Source organism: Nocardia lasii (assembly GCF_042658545.1).
Lineage (GTDB): Bacteria > Actinomycetota > Actinomycetes > Mycobacteriales > Mycobacteriaceae > Nocardia > Nocardia lasii.
This window is the reverse complement of sequence record NZ_JBHSQN010000006.1, coordinates 22,001-34,281: the sequence shown is the minus strand read 5'-3', so window position 1 is coordinate 34,281 and position 12,281 is coordinate 22,001. Positions and strand designations below refer to the sequence as shown.

The window sequence follows — 12,281 nt, the reverse complement described above, 5'->3', positions numbered from 1 at the left end:
CTGGTTCGCCTATCGGGACCGTGCCGCGCCCCGAGCGGACTCGCCGCCCGTGCTCCCCGCCAACCGTGGCAGCGCGATCTGGGTGGGCTGCAAGCGGCCCCGCAAGGTCACCTTCTCGCCCAGCACCCACTGCGCGGCCTCGCTGTCCGCCGCCGCGGCCACCGTCGTCGCCGAGGTCAGCAGCCGCTCGTCGTGCTGCTTGGAGAGCTCGCACAGCCGGGCCGCCTCGTTCACCGCGTCGCCGATCACCGTGAACTCGTATCGGTTGTGGGTGCCCACGTTGCCCGCCACGACCCGGCCCGCCGCCACGCCGATCCCGGCGTCGAGGTCGGAGGCGTCGCGCAACCGGCGCTGGATGGCCCGACCGCACGACAGTGCCGATCCGGCCAGATCGTCCAGCGGCGCGGGCGTTCCGAAGACGGCCAGCGCCGCGTCGCCCTCGAACTTGTTGAGCAGGCCGCCGTGCCGTTCCACCTCGTCGACCACGATGTCGAAGAATCGGTTCAGGATGCCGACGATCTCCGGCGCGGGCAGGGTGGCGGCCATGGTGGTCGAGCCGATGATGTCGATGAACAGCGCGGCGGCCTCGGTTTCGGTGCCGCCGAGCACCGGCTGCGAGGCGATGGCCGCCATCGCCACATCGTGGCCGACGTGCTTGCCGAACAGGTCCTCGATCATGGCGCGTTCGCGCAGACCCTGCACCATCGTGTTGAAACCGCTCTGCAATTCGCCCAGTTCGGTGCCGTCGTAGAGGGCGACCTCGGCGTCGAGGTCACCGTTCTCGACCCGGCGCAGCGCCTGGCGCACGCCCTTGATCGGGGCCACCGTGGCCGCGACCACCTGGGCCATCAGGATCAGCCCGAACAGCAGCGCCGATCCGCCGAAGCTGAGCATGCACACCGCGAGCCTGGCCTTGCTCACCGCCGGATCGGCCAGCGCCCACACCGCGACCGTCATGGTCAGCGCCACCGGCACGCCCACCCCGACGAACCACGACAGCATGGTCCGCCCGAACACCCCGATGCCACGGCGGCGATGCGGGTCGGCGGCCAGCACGCGCGCGGTCACCGGGCGCAGCGCGAATTCGATGATCAGGTAGCTGTTGGCGCACACGACGATGCCCGAGGCGCCGATCGCCAGGGCCACCTTGGGGATCAGCGCGGGCTCGAGCACCCCGTAGACGATCGTGAGCACGACCATCGCCACGGTCCACAGCACGGCCTGCTGGAGCACCATCCAGCGCGGCGCCGACACGGTCACCTGCTGTTCGGCGGGGGTGGGCACACGCTCGGTGTCGGTGGCCCAGCGCATCGAGCGCACCCCGGCCACGGTGCCCCACACGGTGCCGGTGGCCAGCGCCAGCACCGCGCACAGCGGCGTGAAGACGGCGTTGACCAGCAGCAGTTCCTCGGTGAACACGGTCGGGCCCGGCAGCACGAACCCGGCCAGCACCACCACCATCGTGATGCCGATCAGGTTCGCGATGAGCAGCGGAATGGTGAGCAGCAGCTGCACGCGAACGCGGCGGGCCATCGACTTCTCGTCGGCGGGTCCGAGCAGCGGTGAGCCCCACGGCGCGGCTCGCGTCGCGCCCGCCGGTCCCTCGCGGTTGATCACCCTCGAACTGTAAACCGACGCGACGACACACAACCGCAGAGTTACGCAGGTCACTTAGCGACTCGGAGTGCTATACAAACTGGTCGCGGGCCTTTTTGTGACCCGCCACCGGCTCGGGTGCGGCGCCGCCGGCCACCGCCGAAGCGGTGTACAAGCGTCCACTCGACGCGGCGGCTACCTCAGCGCGCGGGCGGCAGCTGGCGACGACCGCCGGGCAGCTGGTTGGTCGTCCCGCCGGCGAGCTCGTCGTTGGCGTCCGCCTCGGGCAGGCCGTTGCCGTGACCGGCGGGCAGCGCGGTGTAGGCGGGCGCCGACGGGTACTGGCGCGGGTCGGGATGGAACCGGCTCGACGGCGCGTCGACCACATTCGCCGCGAGCTGCTGGGCGTAGGGCTGATAGTGCTGCTGGTACTGCGGCTGCTGGGGGTAGGCGCCGGGCGGCAGGAAACCCTGCGCGGGCTGACCGGGCAGCTGGTAGCCGACGGGGACCTGTTGCTGCTGCGCAGCGGCGGAATCCTGGGTGTCGACGGTGACCTTGCGGGTGCGGCGCAGCGTGAAGGTCACCTCCTCGACCTCCTCGAACGCCTGTCGCGCGGTCCGCATCGGGTGCGTGGCCGAGTCGAAGGCATTGGCCACGAACGCGGGGACCAGCGGGCGGATCCAGCGGGCGGCGGTGTCGGTGAAGGGCACCGTGCCGATGATCGGCAGTTCCAGACCGCCACCACCGGCGGGTGCCTGCGCGGGCGCCGGCGCCTGCTGGATCGGGGCCTGCTGGGCGGGGACGAGCGCCCCGGTGGAACCGGCGGGCAGTGCCTGGTGCGCGTAGGCGGGGGGCAGCTGCGAGGGGATGTTCGGCTCCAGAGCCACGGAGTCGTCCTTTCGATGCGGCTCGGTGAACCCGAGCTCGAAACCGCCGATCGCGGCGATGATCCTGGTGCGCTGACGTTCTCGATCGATCACGGTATCGGCTTCGATCGCCAGCTGCGCGGCGGCGAGCTCGTGCTCGGCGCGCAGTACGGCCGTTTCGGTGCGGACCTCGGCCCGTTTCACCGCGATGGCGGCGTCGGCCTCGCGCTGGGCGCGGTCGGCGACCTCCTCGGCCTCGGCCCGGCGATCCAGCGAGGTCTCCCCGCGCCACCAGCGCAGCAGCAGCGGGAACAGGGCGGCCGCGATGCCCGCCACCAGCAGCAGCAGGCGCAGCGCACCGGCGCCGGCGTGGGCGGTGGTGTAGCTGTTCATCGCCAGCCAGCGCGCGCCGAGCCCACGGTCGCCCTCGGCGAAGGCGGTGGTCCGCGCGGCGGTCAGGGCGGCGGTCTCGGTGCTGACCCGCTGGTCAAGGCCGGCGGTGCGGCCCTGGGCGGCGGCGAGTTGCTTGCGGGCGTCGTCGAGCATGTCGTTGGCGGTCTGGGCTTCCGGGCCGCGTCCCGGCACGCCGGTGATCCGGGTCTGGGGGCAGTCGGGCGTGGGGTTGAACTCGCAGCGCGCGATCACCAGCGACCGGTCGATATCGGCCTGGGCGCCGGCGATGCTCACGTCGAGGGCGGCGCGGTCGGCGGTCGCGGCGTCCAGCGCGGTGCGGGCGGCGACCACGGCGGGCGCGTTTTCGGCGCTCGCCTGGGCGCGCACGTCCAGTTCCCGGTCGACGGTGCCGCCGAGCAGCACGGTCGCGGCCAGTTCGGCGACGAAGATCCCGGCCAGCACGCCGACCCCGATCCGGGCCACGAGCCCGAACCGATCGGCGTCGGCCCCCGAGGGGGTGGTGGCCAGCGCCCGACCGAGCGCGCCCGCGCCGATCGTGACGACCAGCGCGAACAGCACCACCCCGACCACGGCGACCTGGGCGTCGAGCAGGGCGAACAGCCCGACGAGACCCGCGACCACGGCGAAGGACAGCACCGCCGCGCCGGTGACCGAGTAGCGGCCCTGCTCCTGGCGAAAGGCCAGGTCGGAACCGATTTCGGGGTCTCGGCGCCGCGAGGCGAGGCCGCCGCCGAGCCAGGTGAGTAGGCCGGTCATTGATTCTCCCCGGGTCGTGCGCTCCACGTGGCATGGCGAAACTGACATGAATTCGTTGTGCCAGCGTGACAGGCCCGGCGGCGACACACCGAGCATCCGGTGGCCGGTTGTGGGCAGCCTCACAATGCCGGGGGCCTTTTACTCTCCGCGAGATATATTTCCGCGCTGATCTCGGCGTGTCGCGTACGGCGAGCCGCCCCGGGGCACCGTAGAGGACTGTTTTGTGTCGAACGACACTGTCGGAAAGTTAGCCAGCGGTGTGCTGTAGGGCACGAAAAGCAATACAGACCGTACGGTCGGCTGGCTGGCGTGCTCGTCGGGGCCCGTGTCGGGAATATCTCACCGACCCCACCCCCGGTTAGCGGAGATCGGAGGTTTGACCAGGTCATCGGCGGGGAAACCTGCTGCGGTGCAGGTGAGTTCGGCTTTCGGCCCAGTGTCGGCGGTCGTTTCACGCCTGGCGCTTCGCGAGGTTATCGCAGGTGGGCGCGCCTTATCGGGGATCGATCCGGCGCTCTGTCTGCTTTACACTGGACGACGCGCGCGACGATGCAAGCAGCCGGTACAAAGCCCAGCTAGACGGGCAACTTAGCACAACCTTAGTTGGTTGGGTGTTCGGTCTGACTTATCGTTTGCTCTTACGCCGAACGCACCCAGGTTCGGCCAACCACCCATTCGAGGGCCGGTGAAACCGGGCCAAGAGTAACGGGTGAAACCACGCGCAGAGGTAAGGGATAAGTAAGCATCCCGTTACCTCTGAGCACCCCAACTACGTCGACGCCGAGAATCACCATCGCCGCTGATTCCCGGAACGTACGGACGCAGTCTTGACGGAGGCGAAACGACGAAGGGCCCACGCTCAGCTTGCTGGGTGGCCGACATCGACAGCCGACTTTCTTGAAGGCAGAGGCATGACGCAACTTCCTGGCCACAGGTCACCCGGAGTCACCGGGCTCTACGATCCGGCATTCGAGCACGACGCCTGCGGCGTCGCGTTCGTCGCCGACATGCACGGACGACGCAGTCGAGACATCGTCGACAAGGCCATCACGGCCCTGCTGAACCTGGAGCACCGCGGTGCCGCGGGCGCCGAGCCGAACTCCGGTGACGGCGCGGGCATCCTGATCCAGCTCCCGGACCGGTTCTTCCGCGAGATCATCGCCGAGAGCGCCGCACCCTTCGAGTTGCCGCCGGCGGGCTCCTACGCCACCGGCATCGCCTTCCTGCCGCAGGCCCGTCGCGAAGCCGCGCGCGCCGCCTACGGCGTCGAGAAGATCGTCGTCGAAGAAGGCCTCGCCGTGCTCGGCTGGCGTGAGGTCCCGATCGACGAGTCCTCGCTGGGCGCACTGGCCCGCGACGCGATGCCGACCTTCCGGCAGATCTTCATCGGCTCGCCGAAGAACTCCGCCGAGCAGCTCTCCGGCATGGACCTCGAGCGTCGCGCCTACGTGATCCGCAAGCGGATCGAGCACGAGCTCGGCCAGGCCGGTCCCGGTGAGGGCACCGTCGGCAAGGAATCGGTGTACTTCCCGAGCCTGTCCGGCCAGACCTTCATCTACAAGGGCATGTTCACCACGCCCCAGCTGCGCGCCTTCTACCTGGACCTGCAGGACGAGCGCGTCGAGTCGGCCATCGGCATCGTGCACTCGCGCTTCTCCACCAACACCTTCCCCTCGTGGCCGCTGGCGCACCCGTTCCGTCGGGTCGCCCACAACGGTGAGATCAACACCGTCACCGGCAACGAGAACTGGATGCGCGCCCGCGAGGCCCTGCTGCGCAGCGACGTGTTCGGCAAGGACGAGGCGGGCAAGAACCGCCTGCAGAAGATCTTCCCGGTCTGCACCCCCGGCGCCTCCGACACCGCGCGTTTCGACGAGGTGCTCGAACTGCTGCACCTTGGCGGTCGCGAACTGCACCACGCCATCATGATGATGATCCCCGAGGCGTGGGAGCGTAACGAGAACCTCGACCCCACCCGTCGCGCGTTCTACGAGTACCACTCGATGCTGATGGAGCCCTGGGACGGCCCGGCCGCGGTGTGCTTCTCCGACGGCACCAAGATCGGCGCCGTGCTCGACCGCAACGGTCTGCGCCCGGGTCGCATCTGGGTCACCGAGGACGGCCTGGTCGTGCTCGCCTCCGAGGTCGGCGTGCTCGACATCGACCCCGCCACCGTGGTCCAGAAGATCCGCCTGCAGCCGGGCAAGATGTTCCTGGTCGACACCGAGCAGGGCCGCATCCTCACCGACTCCGAGGTCAAGACCGAGCTGGCCACGGCCGAGCCGTACCAGCAGTGGCTCGACGAGGGCGTCAGCCGCCTGGCCGACCTGCCCGATCGCCCGCACGTGCACATGTCGCACGACCGCGTGCTGATCCGTCAGCAGATCTTCGGTTACACCACCGAGGACCTGAACCTGCTGATCACGCCGATGGCCAAGACCGGCGGCGAGGCACTGGGCTCGATGGGTACCGACACCCCGATCGCGGTGCTGTCGAACCGGTCGCGTCTGCTGTTCGACTACTTCTCGCAGTTGTTCGCGCAGGTCACCAACCCGCCGCTCGACGCCATCCGCGAGAAGGTCGTCACCAGCCTCAAGCGCAACCTCGGCCCCGAGGCCGACCTGCTGCACCCGGGCCCGGACTCCTGTCGGCAGATCGCGCTCGAACAGCCCATTCTCGACAACGACGAGCTGGCCAAGCTCGTCCACATCAACGACGACGGCAGCCAGCCGGGCCTGCGCTCGGTGGTCGTGCGCGGTCTGTACCCGGTCGCCGAGGGCGGCGAGGGTCTGCGCAAGGCGCTGGCGGCCATCAACACCCAGGTCTCGGCCGCGATCGACGGCGGCGCGCGCATCATCGTGCTCTCGGACCGCGAGTCCAACGAGAAGCTGGCGCCGATCCCGTCGCTGCTGCTCACCTCCTCGGTGCACCACCACCTGGTGCGCGAGCGCACCCGCACCATGGTCGGCCTGGTCGTGGAGGCCGGTGACGCCCGCGAGGTGCACCACATGGCCCTGCTGATCGGTTTCGGCGCCGCCGCGATCAACCCGTACATGGCCTTCGAGACCATCGAGGACATGCTCGAGCGCGGTTCGCTGCAGATCCCCGGCAGCACCGGCGACCTGCCCGCCGACTACCGCAAGGCCGTCGCGAACTACTGCACCGCGGCCAGCAACGGCGTGCTCAAGGTGATGTCGAAGATGGGCATCTCCACGCTGGCCTCCTACAACGGCGCCCAGCTGTACCAGGTCATCGGCCTGGCCCAGGACCTGGTCGACGAGTACTTCACCGGCCTGCGTTCTCCGCTGGGCGGCATCGGTCTCGACGAGATCGCCGAGGAGGTGGCCATCCGCCACCGCGTCGCGTTCCTGGAGAACCGCAACGAGCGCGCGCACCGCGAGCTCGAGGTCGGCGGCGAGTACCAGTGGCGTCGCGAGGGCGAGTACCACCTGTTCAACCCGGACACGGTGTTCAAGCTCCAGCACGCCACCCGCACCGGCCAGTACTCGATCTTCAAGGAGTACACCAAGCTGGTCGACGATCAGTCCGAGCGCCTCGCCGCGCTGCGTGGTCTGTTCAAGTTCAAGACCGGCCAGCGCGCGTCGATCTCCATCGACGAGGTCGAGCCCGCCAGCGAGATCGTGAAGCGTTTCTCGACCGGCGCGATGAGCTACGGCTCCATCTCGGCCGAGGCGCACGAGACCCTCGCCATCGCGATGAACCGCATCGGCGCCCGCTCGAACTCCGGCGAGGGCGGCGAGAGCCCCGCTCGCTTCGAGGTCGAGGACAACGGCGACTGGCGTCGGTCGGCGATCAAGCAGGTCGCGTCGGGTCGCTTCGGCGTCACCGCGCACTACCTGACCAACGCCACCGACATCCAGATCAAGATGGCCCAGGGCGCCAAGCCGGGCGAGGGCGGCCAGCTGCCCGCGCACAAGGTGTACCCGTGGGTCGCCGAGGTGCGCCACTCCACGCCGGGCGTGGGTCTCATTTCCCCGCCGCCGCACCACGACATCTACTCGATCGAGGATCTGGCACAGCTGATCCACGACCTGAAGAACGCGAACCCGCAGGCTCGGATTCACGTGAAACTTGTCGCCGAGCCGGGTGTCGGCACGGTCGCCACCGGTGTGTCCAAGGCGCACGCCGACGTGGTGCTCATCTCGGGCCACGACGGCGGCACCGGTGCCTCGCCGCTGACGTCGTTGAAGCACGCGGGTGGACCCTGGGAGCTCGGCCTGGCCGAGACCCAGCAGACGCTGCTGCTCAACGGCCTGCGCGACCGCATCGTGGTCCAGGTCGACGGTCAGATGAAGACCGGCCGCGACGTGATGATCGCCGCGCTGCTCGGCGCCGAGGAGTTCGGTTTCGCGACCGCGCCCCTGGTCGTCTCGGGCTGCGTCATGATGCGCGTGTGCCACCTCGACACCTGCCCCGTCGGTATCGCCACCCAGAACCCCGTGCTGCGTGAGCGTTTCACCGGCAAGCCGGAATTCGTCGAGAACTTCATGATGTTCATCGCCGAAGAGGTCCGCGAACTGCTCGCCGAGCTCGGTTTCCGCACGCTCGACGAGGCCGTCGGCCGGGTCGATCTGCTCGACACCGCCAAGGCCAAGGCGCACTACAAGGCCGCCAAGCTGGACCTGTCGCCGATCCTGGACATGCCGGAAACGGCGTTCATGAACCAGAACACCCGGTGCACCACCACCCAGGACCACGGGCTGGACAAGGCGCTCGACAACGAGCTGATCGCCCAGAGCGCCCCCGCGCTCGAGCGTGGCCAGGCGATCAAGATCGAATCCAAGATCACCAACGTCAACCGCACGGTCGGCACCATGCTCGGCCACGAGGTGACCAAGCTCTACGGTGGCGCGGGCCTGCCCGACAACACCATCGACATCACCTTCACCGGTTCGGCGGGCAACAGCTTCGGCGCGTTCGTCCCGGCGGGCATCACGCTGCGGGTCCACGGTGACGCCAACGACTACGTCGGCAAGGGTCTGTCCGGTGGCCACATCGTGGTCCGGCCGTCGCTCGACGCACCGGAAAGCTTTGTCGCCCAGGACAACATCATCGCGGGCAACGTGATCATGTTCGGCGCCACCAGCGGTCGGATCCTGATCAACGGTGTCGTCGGTGAGCGCTTCGCGGTCCGCAACTCCGGCGCCACCGCGGTCGTGGAGGGTGTGGGCGACCACGCGCTCGAGTACATGACCGGTGGTCGCGTGGTCATCCTCGGCGACACCGGGCGCAACCTCGGCGCCGGTATGTCCGGCGGTGTGGCCTACATCTACGACCCCGATGCCACACTGCCCGAGCGGGTCAACCCGGATCAGGCCGATGCCATCGAGCAGCTCTCCGGTGACGACTTCACCTGGCTGCGCGACATCATCACCACCCACCGTGATGAGACGGGTTCGGCTGTGGCCGAACGCATCCTGAGCGATTGGTCCCAGCAGGTGAACCATTTCGTGAAGGTCATGCCCCGCGAATACAAGAAGGTTTTGCTCGCCATCTCCGAAGCCGAAAAGGCCGGCAAGGATGTCGACGCGGCGATTATGGAGGCGGCTCGTGGCTGACCCACAGGGATTTTTGAAGCACACCGTTCGGGAAACCCCGACCCGTCGCCCGGTCGACCTGCGACTGATGGACTGGAAAGAGGTCTATGAGGAGGACTCCTTCACCAAGGAGACCCTCCAGAAGCAGGCCAGCCGCTGCATGGACTGCGGTATTCCGTTCTGTCACAACGGTTGTCCGCTCGGGAACCTGATCCCCGAATGGAACGACCTGGTCTACAAGGGCGCCTGGCGCGAGGGCATCGACCGCCTGCACGCCACCAACAACTTCCCGGAGTTCACCGGTCGGTTGTGCCCCGCCCCGTGTGAGGCGTCGTGCGTGCTCGGCATCAACCAGCAGCCGGTGACCATCAAGCAGGTCGAGGTCGAGCTCATCGAGAACGCCTTCGACGAAGGCTGGGTCACCCCCGTGTACCCGACCCGCCTGACCGGCAAGAAGATCGCCGTCGTCGGTTCGGGTCCGGCCGGTCTGGCCGCCGCCCAGCAGCTCACTCGCGCCGGTCACACCGTGACCGTGTTCGAGCGTGACGACCGCATCGGCGGCCTGATGCGCTACGGCATCCCGGAATTCAAGATGGAGAAGTCGGTCATCGACCGGCGCCTGGCCCAGATGGAAGCCGAAGGCACCATCTTCAAGACCAGCGTCAACGTCGGTGTCGACATCACCGCCGAGCAGCTGCGGGAGCGTTTCGACGCGATCGTGCTCGCCGGCGGCGCCACCATCGCCCGCGACCTGCCGATCCCCGGGCGCGAGCTCGACGGCATCCACCAGGCGATGGAGTTCCTGCCGCTGTCCAACCGGGTCCAGCTCGGTGACGACATCACCGACGAAGACGGCCTGCCGCCGATCCACGCGCGCGGCAAGAAGGTCGTCATCATCGGCGGCGGCGACACCGGCGCCGACTGCCTGGGCACCTCGCACCGCCACGGCGCCGAGTCGGTCCACCAGTTCGAGATCATGCCGCGTCCCCCCGAGGAGCGCGCCGGTTCGACCCCGTGGCCGACCTACCCGCTCATGTACCGGGTCGCCTCGGCACACGAGGAGGGCGGCGAACGGCTGTTCTCGGTGAACACCGAGCGTTTCGTCGGCAAGGACGGCAAGGTCACCGGGCTCGAGGCCCACGAGGTCAAGATGTCCAACGGCCGTTTCGAAAAGGTCGAAGGCACCGATTTCACCCTCGAGGCCGACCTGGTCCTGCTCTCCATGGGCTTCGTCGGCCCCCAGAAGCCCGGCCTGCTCACCGACCTCGGCGTCGGCTACGACGGCCGCGGCAACGTCCAGCGCGACAAGAACTGGGCGACCAACATCCCCGGCGTCTTCGTCGCGGGCGACATGGGCCGAGGCCAGTCCCTCATCGTCTGGGCCATCGCCGAAGGCCGAGCCGCCGCCTCCGCGGTAGACAAGTACCTCGAGGGCGAAACCGCCCTCCCGGCGCCGATCCCCCCGACAGCAGTAGCCCAGCGCTGACCGCTGAACAACCAAGGCGCCCGCGGACTCTCGAGTCCGCGGGCGTTTTACTGTCCAGAACTGATAGCTTCTGCGCATGGTCAGCTCATGACGCGGTCGCCGTCACCCACGCCGTCCGTATTCTCCAGGTCCCGTTCCCCGATACTGTTGCGGTAGAACAGAGCTCGTTCCCAACTCGTCGAACAGGGCATCTCACACACCGAAGCCGCCAAGCTCTGGAGGGATAAAATGGCCACCGACCTGTCGTTCTTCCGATCCGAATCCGCCCAGCGGCTGCGGGCCCAGGGCCGCGCGCAAGGCGTCGAGCAGGGGCTGGAACTAGGCCTGGAGCAAGGCCGCGCGGAACAGGCCGCCCACTCGATCCTGGTGGTCCTCACCGGTCGGGGCATCGAACTGTCCGCGTCCCAGCGAGCCGAACTCACCGCCACCACCGACCTCGACCAACTCGACAACTGGCTGGTCCAGGCACTCACCGTCACCTGCGCCGCCGACCTCTTCGACTGACCCGCGCCTTCAATTCGGTCGTCCCTTCCGAGAAGAGCCCGGTACCGAGGTGTGGTACCGGGCTCTTCGGGGGAAATCAGGCGTGTTGGGCTATCCAGTTGTGCATCCAGGTGATGGCGGTGTGGCCGCCGCCTACGGAGTAGCTGCCGTAGAGGGTGTGGGCCTGGGAGCGGTAGAAGTTCTCCAGGTCCTTGGCGCGCTTCTGGTTGGCCGCGTCGGTGAGTTGGGACTGGAGGGTGGGGACGCCGCCGTGGGCCATCAGGTCGTTCATGATCGCCGCGGCTTCGAGCTGGTAGCGCCACAGGTTGGCGGGGTTGGCGTCGGAGCTCTGGGCCAGGAACCCGGCGAAGCGGGTGACGAAATCGTCGGTGGCGGTGGCGCAGTAGAGATCGTCGACCGCGCAGATCGTGCGGGTGCGATCCTGCAACCAACCGAAACCGCCGGGTCGGGCGCCACCGGCGCCCGCGCCTGCCGCGTACGGGCCGACCTGGATGTCGGTGGGCGAGCGCCGCGGATCGGAGATCAGGCCGACGACCGCGATCCGGTCCTGCGGGATGACGCTGATGCCGGTGCCGATCTCGGCGGCGAGATCGCCTGCCGCGTCGGCACCCTGGCTGTAGCCGACGAGCGCGGCCTTGGTGTTACCGCAGGCGGCCAGCTTCGCGCTGATCAGTCCGCGGGCGGCGGCGACGGCCTGCTTCTTGGAGTTGCCGTACACATCGCCTTCCCACGGGAACGCGGTGGCGGCGTAGGTGACGTAGTCGACGTCGGTGTTGCCGGGTAGACCGTTGGTGACCCCGGACAGCATGCCGGGCCCGGGAGGCTTGTTCTGGCCGGTTTCCCAAGTACCGGGAATCGCAACCACATACAGATCCGGGCAGGCGGGCGCCGCGTGCGCGCTCGAGCTGCCGACAACAATTCCGGTCATCATCGCCGCGGTCGCTCCCAGAGCCGCGACGACCTTCTTCACCTGCATACCGCTCCAGTTCAACGTTTGCTTTCCCCAGACCTCGCCGCGAATCACAATAGGCGCAAGGGCTCTTCGGTGCCACATGACATGTCGATCTTGTGACTGGACGCACCGATGCCGGGGCGGGATGT

The 12,281-nt window shown here is 68.4% G+C and carries 6 protein-coding genes; 3 read left to right on the top strand and 3 right to left on the bottom strand.

Annotated elements, in window-relative coordinates; genetic code table 11:
- Positions 1 to 9: 9 nt before the first annotated feature.
- Positions 10 to 1,617, bottom strand: coding sequence for an adenylate/guanylate cyclase domain-containing protein (locus ACFP3H_RS11520; RefSeq protein WP_378603821.1), 1,608 nt, complete (start codon positions 1,615 to 1,617; stop codon positions 10 to 12).
- A 179-nt stretch (positions 1,618 to 1,796) separates the two neighbouring features.
- Positions 1,797 to 3,632: a DUF4407 domain-containing protein gene (locus tag ACFP3H_RS11515; RefSeq protein ID WP_378603818.1), complete on the bottom strand. Its 1,836-nt coding sequence runs from the start codon at positions 3,630 to 3,632 to the stop codon at positions 1,797 to 1,799.
- 911 nt (positions 3,633 to 4,543) lie between these two features.
- Here ACFP3H_RS11515 and gltB point away from each other — a divergent pair.
- The 3 genes from gltB to ACFP3H_RS11500 all read left to right on the top strand — a co-directional run bounded on the left by gltB (position 4,544) and on the right by ACFP3H_RS11500 (position 11,180).
- Positions 4,544 to 9,211: a glutamate synthase large subunit gene (gltB, locus tag ACFP3H_RS11510; RefSeq protein ID WP_378603815.1), complete on the top strand. Its 4,668-nt coding sequence runs from the start codon at positions 4,544 to 4,546 to the stop codon at positions 9,209 to 9,211.
- The gene (locus tag ACFP3H_RS11505) at positions 9,204 to 10,676 is read left to right on the top strand and encodes a glutamate synthase subunit beta (protein WP_378603812.1); all 1,473 of its coding nucleotides are present in this window, start codon (positions 9,204 to 9,206) and stop codon (positions 10,674 to 10,676) included. The genes gltB and ACFP3H_RS11505 overlap by 8 nt, the downstream gene beginning before the upstream one ends.
- Positions 10,677 to 10,904: 228 nt before the next feature.
- Positions 10,905 to 11,180, top strand: a complete 276-nt coding sequence (locus tag ACFP3H_RS11500) for an RpnC/YadD family protein (protein ID WP_378603810.1) — start codon at positions 10,905 to 10,907, stop codon at positions 11,178 to 11,180.
- Positions 11,181 to 11,256: 76 nt separating this feature from the next.
- On the opposite strand, the gene ACFP3H_RS11495 is transcribed toward ACFP3H_RS11500, so the two are convergent.
- A complete protein-coding gene (locus tag ACFP3H_RS11495) occupies positions 11,257 to 12,156 on the bottom strand; it encodes a cutinase family protein (protein ID WP_378603808.1) in 900 nt (299 codons plus the stop codon).
- Positions 12,157 to 12,281: the final 125 nt, after the last annotated feature.

What these genes read in the sequence shown, in the direction of transcription:
- ACFP3H_RS11515 (WP_378603818.1), bottom strand. Translation starts at nt 3,632, where the DNA reads ATGACCGGCCTACTCACCTGGCTCGGCGGCGGCCTCGCCTCGCGGCGC.
- gltB (WP_378603815.1), top strand. Translation starts at nt 4,544, where the DNA reads ATGACGCAACTTCCTGGCCACAGGTCACCCGGAGTCACCGGGCTCTAC.
- ACFP3H_RS11500 (WP_378603810.1), top strand. Translation starts at nt 10,905, where the DNA reads ATGGCCACCGACCTGTCGTTCTTCCGATCCGAATCCGCCCAGCGGCTG.
- ACFP3H_RS11495 (WP_378603808.1), bottom strand. Translation starts at nt 12,156, where the DNA reads ATGCAGGTGAAGAAGGTCGTCGCGGCTCTGGGAGCGACCGCGGCGATG.